The organism is Bacillota bacterium (genome assembly GCA_012837335.1).
GTDB lineage: Bacteria > Bacillota > Limnochordia > Darwinibacteriales > DTU012 > DTU012.
In genome coordinates, this window is sequence record DURM01000002.1 from 1 (window position 1) to 20045 (window position 20045).

A 20045-nucleotide genomic window follows, 5' to 3' on the forward strand; every position below is an offset into this window, starting at 1 on the left:
CAGACTTTACCTGATCAGGCCAGCAATGTCAAGGGTTTTTTAACTTTTTTAAGAATTTGTCTGGAAAGGGTCATCTACATTCACTACTTCGGAACCTGTTTCTGCTAAAATGCGTCTTATGTCAGGGCTGTCAGACTCTACAACCAAAAGATAACTAGCATGCCGCTTGTCAGATTCTTCTTCCTGTTTTGCGGCTTCTGCTAACAGATCCGGCAGCATACTGAGACTGATATCCACCGTCGCTGAGTTGCCGGTCAAGTTTTCTCCAGCTGCGGCCATGACAGCAACCGGCGTTCCCGTGAACCGGTACCCGCCAAATGGATCATAGTCGTCAGGGAAGATAGAGATGGGATTATCTCCTCTCCGCATTATCTGGATCTGATCATCGGAGACGCCAAATTCCAATAATCTACCAACCGCATCCTGCAGGGATTGATAATCGTCAAAAACTGCGCCCAACTGTGACATTACAGCTAACCTCCTCAGTCATATTATCTCACATATATCGCTGTTCATGCTGACGCCCAGCATAATCGATGCAGGAATTTTTGACAATCTGTCGTAGATAATATGTGAAGAATGTTACAAGATGTAGGAATACAAGGAGGAATTAATTTTGAATCAGTTAATCGGAAAAGTTCCTGTTGGTGTTTCCAACAGACATATTCATCTCAGCGCTGAGGATTTAGAAACACTGTTTGGCCCAGGTTACGAGCTGACACCGATCAAAGATTTATCCCAAACTGGACAGTTCGCAGCTGATGAAAAATTGACAATTGTAACACCGAAAAATGCGATTCAGAACGTTCGGGTCTTAGGGCCGGTGCGTTCCCAAACTCAAGTTGAGATTTCACGGACAGATGCGTTTGCTCTCGGCTTAAGACCGCCTGTTCGTGATTCTGGATCTCTGGAAAACTCAGAGGGAATTACTTTAGTTGGTCCAAAAGGTTCGATTCACATTAAAGAAGGCGTGATCATTGCTCTGCGCCATATTCACATGAGCCCAAAGGATGCAGAAGAATTTGGTGTTAAAGACAAGGATATTGTTAGCGTTAAGGCAGGTGGCGAGCGCGGCGTTATCTTCACTAATGTTCTAGTTCGAGTCAGAGATGATTTTGTTCTCGAAATGCATATTGATACTGACGAAGCAAACGCTGCTGGTCTCGGCAATGGCGCTATTGTGGAGGTTTACAAATAAACTAATCTAAAATTAGGTTAAGCAGTTGTGAAATCATGCAGGATTCCTGCATGATTTCGTTAATATTGTATTTGGCTTCCAAAATGAGTAAGGGGTGATTGTTTATGAACTTAACACACATGGCCAATATTATTCGCGGATTGTCAGCTGACGGCGTTGAAAAGGCTGGTTCCGGACACCCTGGTCTGCCGCTGGGCTGTGCAGAAATCGGCTCAGTTCTATATTTTGACACCATGCGCCATAGTCCGCAGAATCCGAAATGGCCTAACCGCGATCGGTTCGTATTATCTGCAGGACATGGCTCGATGTTTTTATATTCCTTACTGCACTTAAGCGGATATGATCTACCGCTTGAAGAATTAAAGCAGTTTCGCCAGCTTGATTCCCAGACACCAGGCCATCCGGAGTACGGTGACACAGTCGGCGTAGAAACTACTACAGGACCGCTGGGACAGGGGTTATCCAACGCTGTTGGAATGGCAATTGCCGAGCGGATGCTGGCTGAAAGATACAATCGACCCGGTTATCCGATTGTGGATTTTTATACTTATGTTCTCTGTGGTGACGGCTGCATGATGGAGGGAATTACTTCCGAAGCATCCTCTTTGGCCGGGCACCTTAAGCTTGACAAATTGATTGTTATCTATGACTCTAACCGCATTACGATTGAAGGCAGCACCGATCTGGCCTTCAGCGAGTCTGTTAAAGACCGCTACTTAGCCTACGGCTGGCATGTCCAGGAGATTAACGGGCATGATGTTGACCAGCTCAGACAAGCTATTGAAAAAGCTAAACTGGAGAAAGAACGCCCCAGTCTGATCATTGCTGAAACTCAGATTGGAAAAGGTTCGCCTAATAAAGCAGGTACAGCTGGAATTCATGGAGCTCCATTAGGAAAAGACGAGATCATCGCTATGAAAAAAGCTCTCGGCCTACCTGAAGCTGATTTTTATGTTTCTGAAGAAGCTGCCGAGATGCGGGAAGCAGTTATCGAAAAAGGCAGAAAGCTTGAGCAGGAATGGAATCAGTTGTTTAATGAGTGGAGAGAGAACCATCCTGATCTAGCCAAAGAGTGGGATCAAGCTTTCAATAATGAACTGCCGGACAATCTAGAAGACATTGTTCCTAAGTTTGAAGTAGGGGAGAAGCTTGCTACCCGCGCTGCCAGCGGAAAAACAATCAACGCATTAGCACAAGCAATTCCCTATTTAGTTGGCGGTTCTGCAGACCTTGCACCATCGAATAATACCCATATCAATGATGGCGGTAATATTAAAGCTGGTGATTTTTCAGGCCGTAACTTTAACTTTGGTGTAAGAGAGCACGCCATGGGTGCTATCATGAACGGCATCAGCCTCACTGGCGGATTCAGGATTTTTGGCGGAACCTTCCTGGTGTTCTCTGATTACATGCGTCCATCAATACGTTTAGCTGCAATGATGGGTCAGCCGGTAATCTATGTTCTTACTCACGATTCGATCTATGTTGGAGAAGATGGACCGACTCATCAGCCTGTTGAGCACACTGAATCGCTGCGGTTAATTCCTAATCTACGGGTATTCCGTCCAGCAGATCCGGAAGAGACTGCTCACGCATGGATTCAAGCCCTGAAGCGGCTTGATGGTCCAAGCGCAATGATCTTAACTCGGCAGGCCCTGCCGGTAATGCCGAAGCACGATGGCGCGAGTATGGACAAAGGCGGCTATATTCTCTACAAAGAGCAAAAAGAATTAGATTTAACTATCGCAGCTGCCGGAAGTGAAGTCAGTCTGGCATTAGAAACAGCTAAGCTTCTGGAGGAAGAAGGGTATGGAGTCCGGGTTGTATCGATTCCGTGCCGTGAGAAGTATCTAGCTCAAGATCAGACTTACCGGGATCAGGTTATCCCGACTTCCACACCTGTCCTTGCAGTTGAGGTAGGTGTAGGCAGCGGCTGGTACAGCCTTTGCCCCGGTGCCAAAATGAGAGTATTCTCGTTGGATAGATTTGGCCGCAGTGGCAAAGCTGCCGATGTTGGCAAATACTTTGGCTTTACCCCTGATAATCTCGCGGATGAAGCCAAGAAGCTGCTTAATGATTAATTGCATATTTAATGAAACCCTTCTGTTTATTGCGCAGAAGGGTTTCGTTTTTAATCTAAAACATTTGATTCTGATAGTTTTGGGTACTGGACTGAGTGCTGGCAACATGCTGGTTATGGGCGAATTGGGTTTGGTAGTTGCTGAACTGCTGTTGGACTTGTGCCACCTGCTGGGTTGACTCAGCTTGCAGCGAGTACCAGCCTTTGGTAAACATAAAGTTAAACAGACCGCGGGCTTCCTGGTGCGTTTGATTTAAGATCTGGCATACATCGTGGTGCAGATCGGCATAGCTGGCTTCACGGGCAAAGATATTGTAGTTATCTGTTAAGTACTTTTCGGTAGCCAGCATATCGTTGAGCCGATCGCGGTCGTTCATCTCCGGTCCTTTAACTTTAGCCATCTGACCGGTTTGTGGATTCTTTATTTTTGTCGGGCTAGCCTGCTGCTGAAAGCTCTGGTAACTCTGCTGTCCATAATTGGACTGCTGGTAGCCAGACTGGAAATTTTGGGTACCATGACCGCGCTGATTTTGATTGAACATTACTGAACCTCCTTTAATTGCGGAATTGGTTATGCTGATTGTATTGAGTTAGATTCTGCTGCTGTGCTTGGGGCTCAAGGTGACGCAGCAGTGTTTGATAGTGCTGGTGATGCACGTTGGCAAGATGCTCTAACTGCTGCCGGATTTGGGGGTCCTGGCACTCCGTTGCATAATGATGAGCTTTTTTGCTTGCCAGAAGCTCCCAGGATAGAGCATCCTGCAGATAGAGGAGATCTTTGTTGGTAATTATTTCAGGTGGTTCGTTCATGCGATATCCGCTTTGATATTGGTTGTACATAGCTTCCCTCCTAAAGTCATCGCTGTGTAATTAGCTTTTCCTGTAATCTGTTTTTTATAAGCGCTCCGAGTTAATGGCATACTATAAATAAAAATTTTGGCAGGAGAAGGAAATCTGATGGCTAACAAAGAATAACTTAGTGGATAACTAATAAATTGTTTTAAATTGAATTGGAGGTAATTTCATGAGTGAGCTGATTAACAACCGCCAAAAAAGGCAGGAGAAACTTAAAGATATCATCAGAGATCTTCACGCTGGCGCAGATGTGGAAGAGTTAAAACAGCGCTTTAAAGAGCTTTTAGGAGAAGTTGTGTCACCAACTGAGATTTCTGAAATGGAGCAGGCACTGATTAACGAGGGAATGCCTGCAGAAGAGATTCAAGCGCTTTGTGATGTGCACGTAGCTGTTTTCCGCGAGGCCCTTGATCGCCAGCTGGAAGCAGCTGTTGAACAGACTCAAGCTTTACCCGAAACTAAGATTCACCCTGTAAATGTTTTCAAGCAAGAGAACAAGGCAGTTAATGAAGTTCTGGCGAAGGTAGAACAACTCCTAGATCAAATTACTGATGCCGCCGTGGGAAGCGATATCAGCTCTCAAATGGAGCAGTGGGATACATATCACCAGCAGTTGATGGAGCTGGATAAGCATTACCGCCGCAAGGAAAACATTCTTTTCCCGTACTTGGAGAAAAATGGGATTACCGGTCCGCCTTCTGTAATGTGGGGAATTCATGATGAGATCCGCGCTCAGTTGAAAGAGATTGACAAGATCATCACTGAAACAAATCCGATTGCTGATAAACAGCTGACTAGGCAGATTGCAGATATCGTCAATCCCTGCCACAATGCGATTAAAGAAATGATCTATAAAGAAGAAAATATCCTGTTTCCGATGTGCTTAGAGACTCTAACCGCTCAGGAATGGCAGGAAATCTCAGCTCAGGAGCAGGAAATCGGTTACACTATTATTAAGCCTGAAGAAATTCCGATGGATCTGGACCCTGTAGATACAGAAGCCCCGACACAGCATGACTGGGAAGGTAATGTTCCGGAAGGCCTGCTGAAATTCGCATCAGGATATCTATCTCTGGATGAGATCAGCCGAATCTTCAACACTCTGCCCGTTGACATCACTTTTGTTGACAAAGATGATCGGGTGCGCTATTTCTCCCAAGGCAGAGAGCGGATCTTTGACCGGACTCCTGCGGTAATCGGAAGGGATGTGCAGAACTGCCACCCACCGGCAAGCGTGCATATCGTCAATAAAATTGTGGATGACTTCAAGACTCACAAGCGCAGTCACGCTGATTTTTGGATTCAGTCCCGGGGTATGTTCATCTACATTCAGTATTTTGCAGTTTACGATGATAACAATGAGTATATGGGTACACTAGAAGTAACACAGAATATCGCGCCGTTAAGAGCGTTAGAGGGCGAAAAACGCCTTGACGACTCACAGATGACCAAGTAAGGAAGGAGCTTAAGCTCTGAATGGAATATGGAGCAGGTATCACAGCAGCAGTTACAGCGTCGTTTATAGACTTAGTCACAGCAAGGATTAAAGAGGTATTAACCAGTGAAGGCAGTATCCAAAAGATTCTGGCCTATATCCAGCAGACCAGCGGTAAAATGATCAGACCAACCTTGGCTAGTCTTGTGTTTCAGCTGTGCGGTGGAGAGAGTGAAGCCGCGCTGCTGGATGCAGCTGCCGGGATCGAACTAATCCATATGGCATCGCTGATCCATGACGACATTATCGATCGATCGGATTTAAGGCGGGATGCTTTTACTGTTCAGAAGCAGTTCGGTGTGGAAGCAGCAGTGCTAGCGGGAGACTTCTTATTTGCTCGAGCTTTTAACTTATTTACCAACAGCGAGCCCAGACAGGTGCTGGCGGTAATGACAGATGTGATCAGCCAAATGTGTATCGGCGAAATCCAGCAGTTGATGGATCCGGTGGTCAAGGAAGCTGATTACTGGCAGTATATTTACCAGAAAACAGCGTGTTTTATCGAAGGTGCCTGCCGAGTGGGAGCGGTAGCAGCAAGAACAGCAGAGCTTAGGGAAGTAGAACTGCTCAGTAAGTTTGGTCTAGCCCTCGGCTATGCGTACCAGCTTACTGACGATTTGTTAGATTATACAGCGGAACCAAAAACTACAGGCAAGACACCAGGCAATGATTTTCAGCAGGGAATTTGGACGCTGCCGATTATCAGGGGGGTAGAGTCGGGTGTGATTCCTGCGAACTGGCACCAGGAATTGAGCTTCACGGAAGCACGCAAGCTGTTAGAGCAGCACGGAATCTTTCAAGAGATTCAAAGAGATACCGATTTTTATATCCGCCAAGCTCAGGCAATTCTGCTGTCTTTCCCGGACCATCCGGCCCGCACTAAGCTCCTAGAATTGGCTGAGTTTATCGGTACCCGCCAGCATTAGGACAGCAGGCTAACAGCCCTTAAAATGCGACAGAGCTTAAGCATGACATAGGGAGTGGGGGTATCTAACATGTTTAGGTAGGCACCATCCAGCTTCTGCTCTCTCAGCTTGGGGTCAGAACCATACATAGCGATTAATCCGTCTAAAATTAGTTGATGAAAATTCCTATGGGGCAGCTGGCTGATCATTTCGCGGCTTTTTTGATAGATATAAGCGATTCGCTGAGCAGCATGCTGATGATTGTGGTGATAAAAAGTAAAATTAAGATCGTGATTAACGCGATCTTCACTTCGGTCAATAAAATAATCGAGGAGGATGTGGAGGCTTTGGATCCAGGGAAAATAAGCCTGATGCATCCTCGTTTTTGTTTCATGGGAGTACTGCTGGAAACTAGCTGCAAAACAGAAAAAAATCCCCAGCGTAGAACCGGTTGCAGCGGCCCATTCATTCCACGCCAGATCAGTATTGGTCTGCATAAACTTGTGGGCAATCCAGTTTTTCAAGCGGTGCTCGCCTGATGGAGTCAGATGCTTTAATACCTGCAGCTCACAGTAGTACTCAGCTAGGCAGTTGATCTCGGTTTGATATTCTTGATAAAAGGGCATCAGTCTAATTTGACACCGGCAGGTCTCCACCAGCTTATTGAGATAAACTGACTCCCGGTATGGGTAGAACTGGTAATAGTCATGAAGAGGTCGACTGAGATCAAGGGCGTCTAGAAAACTTAGGTGCAGCTGGCGAAAAGCCCGATCGTCATTGATCTGCATCCGGTCGCACAGGTTGTCCAAGTAATCACTGATTGTCTGCAGCGCAACTATCGCTTTCAGCATTACTTCCTGGTTTACACCGGGATAAAGGGCATAAATAGCTCCGCCTATGCAGTGAAAGGCTTTGGTGCGAATACTTGCTTGAGCCTGCTCGCGAAGTTGCGGTGGTAGTTCAGCAGATACCCGCCACCAGTTTTGGAGAAGCTTTTTTACCGCAGGAAACTTGGCAGTGTATTCTAGCAAAAGCAGTGGCTTGATAACAGGACTCATACTCAACCTCCTTTGTCTTTATTCTGCCAAATTTCAGGTAAGATATCACGCAGGAATAACAGGGGAGAGCGAGAATAAGACAGGAAAGGAGGTAGCCATGAAGAGTCTAATTTTTCTTGACGTTGAAACAACCGGATTAAGCTCTAAGCGCGATCGCATCATCGAAATATATATGTTAAAAGTTGCCTATGAAGGTGATGTGGAGGAGTACCACACATTTATCAATCCAGAGCGGCAGATCCCTGGGTTTATCACTAATCTGACTGGCATTACTAACGCCGATGTAGCCGACGCGCCAACTGAGAGTCAAATAGCTAAAAACATTCGCGATTTTATCGGAGATGGGGTACTGGTGGCCCATAATCTGTCTTTTGACCGGCGATTTCTGGCAGCCATGTTTGAACGCAACCACTGTCAGCCGCTCCCGTCAGGAGGAATCGATACCCTGGGTATCAGCATGCGCCTTTTTCCTAAACTCTGTATTTATCCTAAAGGGGAAGGATCCCATAAGCTTAAGAATTTAATGTATCATTTTCATTTAGATCGGGATTTTGCCAATTCGCACCGCGCTAAAGATGACGTGCTGCTGTTAGTGCAGGTGTATCGCCATTTAGAGAAATATGCAAAAGGCCAATTGCCCTATACATATCCCCGGGCTATGACCCATGGCTGTCCCCGGTGCGGATCAGCTATGCAGCTAATTGAATCAGGGGGAAAAAGAGAGCTGGTTTGTGTTAAAGGATCCGGCTGCAGCGAGCGCTTAGTAGTATAAGTGAAAAACCCAAGGAATCCAAGTCCTTGGGTTTTTGCAAATGGTTTTCTAGCCGCCTAAATAGGCCGTTTTGACTCGATCGTCTTGGAGCAGCTCCTCAGCGGTACCGCTCAGTTTGATAATTCCTGTTTCCAGCACATAAGCCCGGTGAGCCACTGCCAGTGCCATGTTTGCATTTTGCTCAACTAGGAGTATGGTTGTACCGCGGCGGTTGATCTCCTCAATGATATTAAATATCTCTCTAACCAGCAGGGGAGCGAGTCCCATTGAAGGCTCATCAAGAAGCAGCAATTTCGGATCACTCATTAAACCCCGCCCCATGGCAAGCATCTGCTGTTCGCCGCCGCTGAGGCTTCCTGCCAGCTGTTTTCTACGCTCCCACAGGCGTGGGAACAGCTCATAGACTTTCTGCAGGTCTTCTGTAATCTTGGGTTTGTCGCGGCGCAGGTAAGCCCCCAGCTCGAGGTTTACCTCAACCGACAACTGTGGAAAAACCCGTCTTCCTTCTGGCACGTGAGTGAGCTTTAGGGCTGCAATTTTATGCGCAGGCAGCTTAGTGATGTCACTGCCATCAAACTCAATTGTTCCTCCCGATTTTGGTACCAGACCGGAAATCGCTCTCAATGTTGTTGATTTACCTGCACCGTTAGCACCAATTAGGGTAACAATTTCGCCGGCTCGGATTGAAAAGTTAACCTGTTTAAGGGCATGAATACCGCCATAGTGTACGTCTAGATCTGTCACTTTTAATATTTCCATTAAACATCAGCCCCCAAATACGCCTGAATTACCTGCTCGTTTGAGCGGATTTCTGCTGCTGTTCCTTCTGCAATGAGCATGCCGTAATCTAGTACAAATATGTGTTCGCATAAGTTCATCACTAAGTTCATATCATGCTCAATCAGTAAGATGGTAATGCCCAAATCTGACCGCAGATAGCGGATTAGACTGAGCAGTTCCTGAGTCTCAGCTGGGTTCATTCCTGCTGCAGGTTCATCAAGAAGCAGCAGCTTTGGTTTGGTAACCAAAGCCCTGGCAATTTCCAGTTTGCGCTGATCGCCGTAGGGCAGATTGACCGAAAGCTCATGGGCATGATGGCTCAAGCCAACTATTTCCAAGATTCTTTTTGCTTCTTCCAGCCCTGCTTCTTCCTCAAGCCGATACTTCTTTGATTTCAAAACTCCTGTTAAAAATGAGTAGTTGATATTTTGATGGCAGGCAACCATTAGATTTTCCAGCACTGTTAGGGACTTAAACAGGCGGATATTCTGAAATGTTCTGGCGATACCCTGACGGCTGATGTTAGAGGCTGCTTTATTGGTTAAATCAAACCCGGCAAACATAATTTGTCCGGTGCTGGGTTTGCATAAACCGGTAAGAGTATTAAAGAAAGTGGTTTTGCCCGCGCCGTTTGGACCAATAAGTCCGACGAGATCTCCATGTTTGATGGTCAAATTAATGTTTGACAGCGCCCGGAGGCCGCCAAAGTTGACTGAAAGATTGCTGACACTTAATAATGGGTTAGGATCCATTGGTGCTCACTCCTTGCTGCTTCTGCGCTTTACCGGTTACCCGCCGGTAGAAAGAACTCAGCACATCCCACGATAACTCTTTTCCGCCTAATAGACCGCTGGGGCGGAAGAGCATAATTAGGATTAGAATAATCGGATAGACAACCATTCGGTATTCAGCCAAGCTCCGCAAAAACTCCGGAATCAAGGTCAAGAAAATCGCAGCAGCGATAGAACCGGTGATGCTTCCCAAACCACCTAAAACGACCATAATTAAGATATCGATAGACTTCATAAAGCCGATTTGGTTGGCAGCCGGATTAATATAACCCATAAAGTGGCTGTATAGTCCGCCGGCTAAACCGGCAAAAAAAGCACCAATGGTAAAAGCTGCTACTTTATAAAAAGTGGTGTTTATTCCGAGCGTTTCACTGGCGAGTTCATCTTCCCGGATAGCTATGCACGCTCTGCCGTGTTTACTGGAAATAAAGTTTTTGAGGATAATGACCGTTAAAATCATAAACACGTAGGCTGTGCCAAAAGTGGTTGACCGGCTGATGCCGGAGAAACCTCTAGCTCCACCCACCGCGGGAATATTGAGGATCACAACCCTGATAATCTCACCAAACCCGAGAGTTGCAATAGCCAAATAGTCGCCCTCAAGTCTTAAGGTAGGCAGACCGATACAGATTCCGATTAAGGCAGCGAAAAGTCCGCCAATTATTAAGGCCAGTAGAAATGGCATATCATGAACAACAGTCAAGTAAGCTGAAGCATAAGCACCGATACCAAAAAAACCGGCGTGCCCGATCGAGAACTGCCCGGTGAAACCGTTAATCAGGTTTAAACTAACGGCCAGCATGATGTTGATGCAGACCAGTCCGAGGATCTGCAAGTCGTAGGCAAGCAGTACGCCTCGGCTGACCAAAAGCTGTACGATTAAATAGATACCTGCTAGAATACCAACTGATATGAGATTCCGTTTACCCAATTAAAACACCTACACTTTCTCATGGACACGTTTTCCTAATAAACCGCTGGGTTTTATCAGGAGAATTAGGATTAAAATTGCAAACGCGACTGCATCGCGGTAGGTGGATGAACCAAAAGCTACAACTAAGTTTTCTGCAATCCCCATTAAGAAACCTCCAATTACAGCTCCGGGAATGATGCCAATTCCTCCTAAGACTGCAGCCACGAAGGCTTTTAAGCCCGGCAGCGTACCCATGTAGGGGTCCACACTGTTATAGAGAATTCCCACCAAAATCCCTGCTGCGGCAGCCAGTGCCGATCCGATCGCAAAAGTAAGAGCTATAATTCGGTCAACATTGATGCCCATCAGCTGAGCGGCCTCTTTGTCCATCGATACCGCTCGCATCGCTTTGCCAAACTTAGTGTAGTTCACAATTAAGTGCAGCAGGATCATTAGAACAATTGCAGTGCCAAAAATGATGATCTGCCGGTTGGTGATAATCACCGAACCTAACCGGATAATTTTAATCGGAATCGCGGTAGCGGGGTAGGAGCGAAAATCAGCTCCGAAAATCAACTGGGATAAACTTTGAATCAACAGCGAGGCCCCAATAGCTGTAATTAAGACAGTAATCCGCGGCGATTGGCGCAGAGGCCGGTAAGCTACGCGGTCTAAAACAATGCCCACAACTGCAGCGGCAAGCATCGATAAAAGCATTGCCGGTACTAAGGGAAGTTTAAAAGTTGAGATTGCAATTAATCCAAAGTATGCTCCTAACATAAAAATATCGCCATGGGCAAAGTTAATCAGGCGGATGATGCCGTACACCATCGTGTAGCCAAGGGCAATCAGGGCGTATGTGCTGCCTAAAGCAATTCCATTAATCAGCTGCGCTACTAGAATCTGCCACTGCATGTGATCACCTCATCAAAAAAATAACGGTGGGTTGTACCATTAAGTACAACCCAAGCCAGACTAACTACGGATATACGCGGTCAACAACAATCGGTATGCCGTCTTGAATCTGGAGTACAACAATCGGCTTATAAGGAGTTCCTTCCGGATCCATGTCAATGGTTGCGGTAGCAGCAACCACATTCTTCACGGAGCCCATAGCATCTTTAATTGCTACAGGATCTGTGCTGCCAGCTTGCTCGAGAGCTGCTTTTACGATCAGCACAGCGTCATACCCGAGGGCCGCCAGCGCATCCGGTTCCTGACCGAATTTTTCGGTATACTTTTTGGTGAATTCGACTGTAGCTTCTCTTGTATCCAAGACGGAGTAGTGGTTTACATAGTATCCGCCTTCATGGTTTCCAGCGGACAGAGTTTTTAAGTCAGGCGAATCCCAACCGTCTACACCGAGCTTGACAGCATTGATTCCAAATTGGTTTGCTTGCAGGAGAATCGGTCCCACTGCTGAATGATAATCTGGGATGTAAAGACCCTCAGGATTGGCCAAAAGAATTGAAGTCAGCTGAGCACTGAAATCTCTGTCTCCGGTAGTGTAAGATTGGGTAGAGACAATCGTGCCACCTAGTTCTTCAAAGGCATTTTTGAAGGCGTTCATCAAACCAACAGAGTAGTCGTTGGCAATATCATACATGATCGCAACCCGCTTTAGTCCGAGGTTCTCCGCGGCAAACCGAGCCATTACTTTACCTTGAAGCGAATCTTTATAGGCTGCCCGGAAGATATAGTCGCCGATAGCCGTAATGCTGTCACCAGTTCCAGTTGGGGTCATCAAGGGCACGCCAGCCTCTTGGGCAATGGGGGCTACCGACATTACACAAGGTGTAATAACTGGGCCGATAATCAGCGCAACCTGCTCGCGGTCGATTAGGTACCGCGCGATGTTCGCTGCTTCCGTTGCATCGCCTTTATCATCGCTGATGACTAAAGCGATCTTTTGTCCATTAATTCCACCTGCATTGTTAATTTCCTCTACTCCCATTTCCACAGCATTGCGCACCGACTGTCCATAGGTTGATACTGGACCGGTAAGGCTTGAAATCAGTCCGATCTTGATTTCCTGAGCCTGAGCTGACACCGAGAAAAGTCCGAAAATCAGCATTACAAGGAGTACCATCACCATCCTGCGCGTTGTTGAGTTTGAATTCTTCATTGTTACTACCACCTTTCTTTCATTATTGAATTATATTCCGCAATTTTTATCAATGATTCTACGAATAACAGAATAGTCCTCCTTTAAAAAGTATAATTATCGTAAATAAATTATAAAGCTTGGATAAAATGGAAACCTAAACATATGAAAAGGATATTATTGATCAGTGTTTAATTGTATCTTCATAGGAGTCTTGATGGAGGAACTATGATGACAATATCGACACTTACCCCAGAACACATCAACCGCTATACCAGCAGATTTAACATTCTGTCCAATCTAGAATTAGATAAACTGCGTCAGAACGCTGCAGCGCGCTCCGATATTCTGCCGTGTATCCAGCAAGATACCGCCTGCCTGCTGCAGTTGATAGTTCAGCTGATCAGGCCTCGCAGAGTATTAGAGCTTGGCACCGGTATTGGAGTGTCAACGCTGATTATTGCAGAAGCGGCTGAGCAGGCGCTGATTACCACCGTTGAACGCAGTCCAGTTTTTGCCGCCGAAGCCAAAATGAACTTTGAGGATTGGGGCGTAACTGAGCGGATTTCTATCATGGTCGGTGATGCAGTAGAAGTAGTGGAGAAATTGGATGATACATACGACTTGATCTTTCAGGATTCCGGCAAGCAGACCTATGCACCAACGCTGGACAAGCTTGTGGAACTGCTGAATGTAGGGGGGCTGCTTATCGCAGATGATACCCTTTTCCCGGCAATGGAATTACCTGAGCGCAATCGCAACAGTCAGCGGGTAATCGACAAGTTTAACCATTTGGTTAGTGAGCATCCTTTATTGGAAAGCTGTATCCTGCCCATTGGTCACGGTTTAACCATTGCCCGAAAAGTTACGGATAGAATTTTTGATTAAACCCTTGACATATACCCTCGAGGGGTATATAATTTAAACTGAAATGAGAATTAGTCTTAATAAGGAGGCTCATCTAATGACAGTAACTTTGACTGACAGTACTTTTATTGAGGAAGTTGAACAAAATAAAGGTGTAGTTTTGGTAGATTTTTGGGCACCTTGGTGTGGTCCCTGCCGTATGGTTGGTCCAATTATTGAAGAAATTGCTGAGGAGTATCAAGGCAAGGCTAAGATTGGCAAACTGAACGTCGATGATAATCCTCAAGTTGCAATGAAATATGGCATAATGAGTATTCCAACAATGCTCATCTTTAAAGATGGAGAAGTCGTGGATCAAATCGTTGGCGCAGTTCCAAAGCAGATGATCACTGAAAAGATCGACCAATTCGTCTAAAACACGGATCATTTGACAGACTCACTAAAATAGCGTATAATGAGAATGAACATCGCGGGGTGGAGCAGCTGGTAGCTCGTCGGGCTCATAACCCGAAGGTTGTCGGTTCGAATCCGGCCCCCGCAACCATTTATCAACCGAACCCTGTATAAGCTAGTAAACGCTTATACAGGGTTTTTGTATGTTATTTCAGCAGGAATCATATTCGGACAGTGCGAAATGATAGGCAAAGGAAGTTAGGAGGCTTCGCAAATATGGGCTTTCGATTTGTTCACGCAGCAGATCTGCACTTAGGCTGTCAATTTGCAGGAGTGGAGGAAATTAATCCTGACTTAAAACAAAGGGTGATGGACGCCAGTTTGCGTGCGTTTAAAAACCTAACTGATTACTGTCTGGAATCGGATGTAGATTTTTTGCTCCTTGCCGGAGATGTCTTCGAAACAAATCGTCCCAGCCTGCGCACGCAAAAGTTTTTTGTTGAGCAGCTTGCCCGCCTCCAGACTGCAAATATTGACGTCTTTATGGTTACCGGCAATCACGATGCCGGGTTGGTGAAAAACTTGGTCTTTAAACTTCCAAAAAACTTAATTATGTTCGGTTCCGAACAGGCTGATGTAATTGAGCGTACATATAATTCACTTCAGGTAACAATCACTGGAATTAGTTATGCACAGCAGCATGTCGGAGACTTAACGCCATTGTTTCCGCGTCCTGATTCCAGCTCTTTCAATATTGCCATTCTCCACTGTGAAGTGGGTGGAAAGGAATTTGGGTATGCTCCTGCTTCACTTGCAAGTCTCCAAAGCAGCGGGTATGATTACTGGGCAATTGGCCATGTCCACACTGCCGCGGAGTGGAGTAATGGGTGCCAGATCCGGTATCCCGGTGTTCTTCAGGGCAGACACAGCGGCGAAACAGGACAAAAAGGGTGCTGGATCGTTGAGGTTGACAGCAGAGGAATCAAGAATTCTCAGTTCATTTCAGTTCAGGACATTATTTGGCAGACAATTGAGCTGGATTTGACCGAGGTTGCTCCTAAGCAGCTTTATTCGACCCTTCAGCAGGCAAAAGAAGATCAGAGAGCTGGCTTTTCAGTGGGAACGATGCTCAATCTGACCCTTACTGGTGCAAGCAGCTGTTACCATCTCTTAAAACAGCCTGGCACAATTAGTGATTTGCTAATGGAGCTGCGGGATGGTGAAGAGCAGGACAATTTTGTTTGGGTGACTGGAATAGATGACCAGGTTCTTCCCGAAATTGACTGGAACAGTCTGCGCCGCCAGGGTGATTTCTTGGCTGAAGTGATTGCGTATATTGAAGAGCTGGAAGCGAATCCGGAAACTTACGCAGAAACAGCTGCAGTTTCAGAGCTGCATGAACTGCTGATGGAGCATGATGTGCGGGAACTGCTGCGGAATGCAAAATTGATCGCTGTTGAGCTCTTGAGTGGGGGTGAGCGGAAATGAAACTGGAGCAGATTAGGATCGATGGTTTTGGCGTACTTCACGATTTAACCATCGACCTAGAACCGGATTTAACAGTAATTTATGGTTTAAATGGCTCTGGTAAAAGTACACTCTTAAACTTTATCCGCAGCTGCCTATACGGGTTTTATCAAAGGAGTTCCATTCAGCGCTATGAGCCTTTAAGGGGAGGTATCCACGGTGGATCTCTCTGTGTGGCGACAGACCAGCACCGCTATTTGATTACTAGAACCCAAGCTCGGCGCTCCAGCGGGACTTTAGCTATAGAGAATCTTGACAGCGGTTTGTCACTTCCCGAAGCTTATCTCGATGAACTTTTAGGCGGGATTTCTCAATCGGTTTTTGAGTCGGTTTATGCTTTTGGTCTAACGGAGCTCAACCAGTTAAAGCTTATTGATAACCAGGAATTAAACACGCTTTTATACAGCATCGGGTTGGGGAGCAGCATATCGCTAGCGGATGTTAACAGCCGACTTGTCAGCGAGATGGACAGCATATACAAACCGAGGGGGCGCAAGCCTGAGTTAAATCGAGTGCTGGAACAGCTGCGGGAGATAACTGTAAAACAGCGAGAAGTAGAGCATGTTACCGGAGAGTACTTTAGGGTCATCAAGCAAATTGAAACAGTCAGGAGAGAGGTTGACGCTGTTCGCTTAACGCTTAATGAGAAAAACAAGGAATCCAGGCGGATAGAGATTATGCTGGAAGTATGGCCGATATGGCAGGATTTGGTTGTTACACAGCAGAGACTTGACCAGCTTCCGGAGCATAACCTTCCGCTTAATGGGCTCGAGAGAATTGAAAAGGCCAGTGCGGAGCTTGAGCGAATTTCCCAAGCTTGTTACAAAGCAGCTGTAAAACTCGGGTTTGAGCTTGATTTATCCACGGTTAATACCGCTGTTTATGAGCGACTGCAATCGGAGTTAACTCTTCTTAAAGAACAGCATACTGACTTTGAACTTCAGATCAAAGTGACAGATGAGCGCTGTGCTCAAGCTGAAATCGAATGCAGTGACCTTGAGCAGCAGATAGCCGGCATAGACAACGAAGCTAAAATCGCTGCTGGAGATGAATATGATTATGCATCCAGAAAACAGCTGTTTGAACAGTTAAAATCTCTGGTTATTAAGCAGGACCAGCCCACAAATATCATTACCACCCTTGTTTTAGCCGCAGGACTTGTTGGCTGGTTGGCGGCCGCACTGGTGTTTTATTCATCTAACCACGATTTCGGTGTTTGGATCGCTGCTGGTACTTTTTTACTATTGGTCTTTGTCCTAGGTTCGGTCCAGTACAGCAGATCTAAAGCGGTAGGCAAGCGAGGAAGGACTATTCGGGATTTGGCGCTTAAGCTTGGTATCCAGGATTTGGATCGAGAACTGCTCACCTTTGAGCAGGTGTTGGAGCGGGAAGAAGCGCTGGTGAAGGAAAAAGAACGGCTTGAGCAGAATCTCAGGCAGCTGAGAGCCAGAGCAGCCGTGTATAGGAACAATCTTGAGGACAAGCGCAGAGAAGAGCACGAGCTGATTCAGAGGTTTAGCGAGCTTAAAGAGCAGTACCAGCTGCCGTCCGGGTTAAGGTTAACGGATGCAGAGGCATTTCTTGAGGCAACCGCTGTGCTGCCTCGGCTGTTGGAAGAACAGAATCATTGGGAGCAGGAATTGGACACTATTTATCAAGCCTGTGGAACTACTGATCACGACAAGATTACCATGATGTATCGCGTTCAGTCTGAGCGGGAGACTTTAGCTGAAAAAATAGCCAGATTAGAGGCGGTTCTCCAGACCTATTTTGGTTCTAAATACAGCGAAGCAGCGGCTCTATTTAAGGAATTAGACAAAGCAGCTCTTGTCAGTCAATATGACGTATTGAATGGCGAGGTTAACAGTTTAGAAGAAAAGCTCAATGAACTGCAGCACGAGCTTGGCAGATTGACCAATCAAAAAGAAACGCTGGAGCAGAGTCAGAAACAAGAGGAGTATCAGCTGGAAAAAGCACTACTTCAGGCCAAAGCCAGCAAGCTGGCGGGAAGATGGGGGAGTTTAAAAACCTGCCAATGGGTGATCGATGAGGTCAGCCGCAAATATGAACGGGAACGGCAGCCTCAGGTTCTGCAGAGAGCCAGCAGATATTTCTCTGCGATTACTAACAACCGGTACACCCGCGTGTATGCTCCCCTGGGAATGCGGGAATTAAAGATTGAGACAGCAGAGGGAGAAATTTTATCTCCTGATCAATTAAGTCGAGGCACGGTTGAGCAGCTCTACTTGGCGCTTAGATTTGCCCTCGCTAAACAGATTGCTCATGAGCGGGTTAAACTGCCGATCTTTGCGGATGACATTCTCGTCAACTTTGACCGTCCCCGCTTACTGAGGACGGTTAAGTTAATGAAAGAGCTCGGGAAGGAGCACCAGATTGTGCTGCTCACCTGTCATCAAACAATTGCAGATCTATTTGAACCCAATCAGATCCGCTATTTAAGTCAAAGAGCTAACTCAGCGAGTTAAACGCTGGTTAGCTTTTCTGCTAATAGAACAAACCTAGTCCGCCTTGACCAACATGAGCACCGATTGCAGCTCCGGCTGTATTGACAATTAGTCTTTTTGGTTTCAGCCGCGCTTCTACTTCAGCAGCAAAATCTTCTGCCATGCGGTGGGAATTTGCATGAGCAACCGCTAAGGTGCTGTTTGAGAAATCAATTTCCAGTTCTTCAAAACGCTGAATAATCACAGATAGTGCTCTTTTAAAAGAGCGGACTTTCTCAGTTGCTAGGACTTCACCGTCGATTAGTCCGAGAATCGGCTTTATATTCAACATGGAACCGAGTGCTGCCTCTGGTCGGCTCAGCCTGCCGGTTCTAAGTACATGTTTTAACGATGCTAATACAATTAAACCGTGGGCTTTCTGCTGATATTCCCTGAGTTCAGCCAGGATTTCTTCTACAGATAAACCTTCGGCAATGTATTCCGCAGCCCGCAGCACATACAGCCCTTCGCCAAGCGAAGCAGATTTTGAGTCAAAGATGTGAATCCTATCATTTCCAAGCATGTCTTTGGCAATCTGAGCACTTTGCAGAGAACCGGTTAATTTAAGCGATAAACCGATTACAAGTATGTCCACATCTTGATCGGTATACTGTTTGAATGCCTGGAGGTACTGATCCGGATTAATCTGACTGGTTGTAGGTGGCGCAGGAGCAGTTTTCATCAATTGATAAAACTGTTCAGCGCTCAGCTCCATGCGGTCTTGGTATATTCGCTCGCCAAAATGGACGTTGACTGGTATTAAATGGATATTGTACTTCTCGATTAGTTCATCAGGTAAGTCGCATCCTGTATCAGCTATTAGTTGTATTTTAGACACAAATTCACCTCCTTAAGATCATAATTCGTGTTTAAACCCCATATTCCTTGCAATCACATAAAATAACTGGAGGCGTAAAGAAGTCCAAACATGGCGTGAAGCTTTGCTGACGAGGAATCTAGACCGGAGAAATAATGACGATCAGCTCGTCCAATTAGGCTCAGCGCATAAGGTAAGGTAGCAAAAACAGCTGCCGCCCACCAGGAGACAAGACTGCTTGCGATCAAAATCGGAACAAGTAGATAGGGTATGGTAATCATCAGCTGATAGACCTTAATTCCTACTTTAATGCCGTAGACTGCAGTCAGAGAATTGATGCCGTGTCTAAGATCTGATCCATAATCTCGAAGTTCATTGCTCTGCAGAATAGCAGTAACCAAAAAAGCCAGGGGAATGGGGCAGAGCAGGATGTCTAAAGTCAAATCCACGGTTTGAACAAAGTACGTGTTAAGCGGCATGAGGATTCCCATGGAGATAAAAACGGACGGCAGAGCCAGACCTCTTTTTTTATAGTTGATTGGTGGCGCGGTGTAGAAATAAGCGTTAAAAAGTCCAAATAGAGAAATTATGAGTACGGTTAAATTGTACAGAATGCCAAGTACAGCAGTTAAGAATGTGCCGAGAATAAGGAATGCAACTCCATACCGCAAAAGCGCCTTGTCACCTAACTTAGGATCGAGAAGGAGGGGAATTACCTGGGGATCACCGGGTTTGTCGTGACCGAGTTTCCAGTCGAAGTAGCTGTTAAATAGATTTGCCACAATGTGGAGGGTAAGTCCGGTCACTAATGCGAGGACTGCGCCGACACGATCGATTGATGTTATCCGCGCAGCAGCGGCCAAGCCTAGAAACATGGGAATCACAGACGCAGTGAAGCTGAACGGACGCAGACTGAGCCACCATTTTAACAAGTGTTTTCACCTCTACACTTATTTTGCCCATTGCTTGGATTTTTACCGGACCCC

The 20045-nt window shown here is 46.1% G+C and carries 20 protein-coding genes and 1 tRNA gene; 10 read left to right on the forward strand and 11 right to left on the reverse strand.

Translation table 11 applies throughout. From position 1 onward, the window contains the following. Nucleotides 1-48: 48 nt before the first annotated feature. A complete protein-coding gene (locus GX019_00030) occupies nucleotides 49-468 on the reverse strand; it encodes a hypothetical protein (protein HHT35548.1) in 420 nt (139 codons plus the stop codon). A gap of 148 nt (nucleotides 469-616) precedes the next feature. Between GX019_00030 and GX019_00035 the strand changes: the two genes are divergently transcribed. Together GX019_00035 and tkt are read left to right on the forward strand one after the other, a co-directional pair. Next, nucleotides 617-1198, forward strand: coding sequence for a phosphate propanoyltransferase (locus GX019_00035; GenBank protein ID HHT35549.1), 582 nt, complete (start codon nucleotides 617-619; stop codon nucleotides 1196-1198). A gap of 119 nt (nucleotides 1199-1317) precedes the next feature. After that, a complete protein-coding gene (gene tkt, locus GX019_00040) occupies nucleotides 1318-3279 on the forward strand; it encodes a transketolase (protein ID HHT35550.1) in 1962 nt (653 codons plus the stop codon). A gap of 55 nt (nucleotides 3280-3334) precedes the next feature. On the opposite strand, the gene GX019_00045 is transcribed toward tkt, so the two are convergent. Further along, nucleotides 3335-3820 (reverse strand): spore coat protein, encoded by a 486-nt coding sequence (locus GX019_00045; protein ID HHT35551.1) that lies wholly within the window; start codon nucleotides 3818-3820, stop codon nucleotides 3335-3337. Nucleotides 3821-3833: 13 nt separating this feature from the next. Next, a complete protein-coding gene (locus tag GX019_00050; protein ID HHT35552.1) occupies nucleotides 3834-4118 on the reverse strand; it encodes a hypothetical protein in 285 nt (94 codons plus the stop codon). Between the two features lie 184 nt (nucleotides 4119-4302). Between GX019_00050 and GX019_00055 the strand changes: the two genes are divergently transcribed. Together GX019_00055 and GX019_00060 are read left to right on the forward strand one after the other, a co-directional pair. Then, on the forward strand, nucleotides 4303-5589 hold the full coding sequence (locus GX019_00055) for a DUF438 domain-containing protein (protein ID HHT35553.1): 1287 nt from the start codon (nucleotides 4303-4305) through the stop codon (nucleotides 5587-5589). Between the two features lie 20 nt (nucleotides 5590-5609). Continuing rightward, the gene (locus GX019_00060; protein HHT35554.1) at nucleotides 5610-6554 is read left to right on the forward strand and encodes a polyprenyl synthetase family protein; all 945 of its coding nucleotides are present in this window, start codon (nucleotides 5610-5612) and stop codon (nucleotides 6552-6554) included. Here the strand turns inward: GX019_00060 and GX019_00065 are convergent. Beyond that, complete coding sequence (locus GX019_00065; GenBank protein ID HHT35555.1) at nucleotides 6551-7591, reverse strand: DUF2600 family protein; 1041 nt, start codon at nucleotides 7589-7591, stop codon at nucleotides 6551-6553. The genes GX019_00060 and GX019_00065 overlap by 4 nt on opposite strands. A gap of 97 nt (nucleotides 7592-7688) precedes the next feature. Between GX019_00065 and GX019_00070 the strand changes: the two genes are divergently transcribed. Next, nucleotides 7689-8363: a 3'-5' exonuclease gene (locus GX019_00070; GenBank protein ID HHT35556.1), complete on the forward strand. Its 675-nt coding sequence runs from the start codon at nucleotides 7689-7691 to the stop codon at nucleotides 8361-8363. Between the two features lie 48 nt (nucleotides 8364-8411). Here the strand turns inward: GX019_00070 and GX019_00075 are convergent, their stop codons facing one another. The 5 genes from GX019_00075 to GX019_00095 all read right to left on the reverse strand — a co-directional run bounded on the left by GX019_00075 (nucleotide 8412) and on the right by GX019_00095 (nucleotide 12972). Next, complete coding sequence (locus GX019_00075) at nucleotides 8412-9116, reverse strand: ABC transporter ATP-binding protein (protein ID HHT35557.1); 705 nt, start codon at nucleotides 9114-9116, stop codon at nucleotides 8412-8414. 5 nt (nucleotides 9117-9121) lie between these two features. Then, nucleotides 9122-9895: an ABC transporter ATP-binding protein gene (locus GX019_00080; protein HHT35558.1), complete on the reverse strand. Its 774-nt coding sequence runs from the start codon at nucleotides 9893-9895 to the stop codon at nucleotides 9122-9124. Beyond that, nucleotides 9885-10865 carry a branched-chain amino acid ABC transporter permease gene (locus GX019_00085; GenBank protein HHT35559.1) on the reverse strand — a complete coding sequence of 327 codons (981 nt, stop codon included), beginning with the start codon at nucleotides 10863-10865 and terminating at the stop codon, nucleotides 9885-9887. Before GX019_00085 ends, GX019_00080 begins: the two co-directional genes overlap by 11 nt. A gap of 9 nt (nucleotides 10866-10874) precedes the next feature. Then, nucleotides 10875-11762 (reverse strand): branched-chain amino acid ABC transporter permease, encoded by an 888-nt coding sequence (locus GX019_00090; protein ID HHT35560.1) that lies wholly within the window; start codon nucleotides 11760-11762, stop codon nucleotides 10875-10877. A gap of 64 nt (nucleotides 11763-11826) precedes the next feature. Further along, the gene (locus GX019_00095) at nucleotides 11827-12972 is read right to left on the reverse strand and encodes an ABC transporter substrate-binding protein (GenBank protein HHT35561.1); all 1146 of its coding nucleotides are present in this window, start codon (nucleotides 12970-12972) and stop codon (nucleotides 11827-11829) included. A 210-nt stretch (nucleotides 12973-13182) separates the two neighbouring features. On the opposite strand from GX019_00095, the gene GX019_00100 reads away from it, so the two are divergent. From GX019_00100 to GX019_00120, 5 genes are all read left to right on the forward strand, one after another. Next, nucleotides 13183-13839 (forward strand): O-methyltransferase, encoded by a 657-nt coding sequence (locus tag GX019_00100; protein HHT35562.1) that lies wholly within the window; start codon nucleotides 13183-13185, stop codon nucleotides 13837-13839. 76 nt (nucleotides 13840-13915) lie between these two features. Further along, nucleotides 13916-14233 (forward strand): thioredoxin, encoded by a 318-nt coding sequence (gene trxA / locus GX019_00105; protein ID HHT35563.1) that lies wholly within the window; start codon nucleotides 13916-13918, stop codon nucleotides 14231-14233. Nucleotides 14234-14286: 53 nt separating this feature from the next. Further along, a tRNA-Met gene (locus GX019_00110) sits at nucleotides 14287-14362 on the forward strand. 125 nt (nucleotides 14363-14487) lie between these two features. Continuing rightward, entirely contained in the window at nucleotides 14488-15699 is a 1212-nt protein-coding gene (locus GX019_00115) for a DNA repair exonuclease (protein HHT35564.1), read from the forward strand. After that, nucleotides 15696-18224 (forward strand): AAA family ATPase, encoded by a 2529-nt coding sequence (locus GX019_00120; GenBank protein HHT35565.1) that lies wholly within the window; start codon nucleotides 15696-15698, stop codon nucleotides 18222-18224. Before GX019_00115 ends, GX019_00120 begins: the two co-directional genes overlap by 4 nt. A 19-nt stretch (nucleotides 18225-18243) precedes the next feature. Here GX019_00120 and GX019_00125 read toward each other — a convergent pair whose 3' ends face one another. Together GX019_00125 and GX019_00130 are read right to left on the reverse strand one after the other, a co-directional pair. Further along, nucleotides 18244-19080 (reverse strand): DegV family protein, encoded by an 837-nt coding sequence (locus GX019_00125; protein HHT35566.1) that lies wholly within the window; start codon nucleotides 19078-19080, stop codon nucleotides 18244-18246. A gap of 53 nt (nucleotides 19081-19133) precedes the next feature. Continuing rightward, nucleotides 19134-19991 (reverse strand): prenyltransferase, encoded by an 858-nt coding sequence (locus GX019_00130; protein ID HHT35567.1) that lies wholly within the window; start codon nucleotides 19989-19991, stop codon nucleotides 19134-19136. Nucleotides 19992-20045 lie beyond the last annotated feature (54 nt).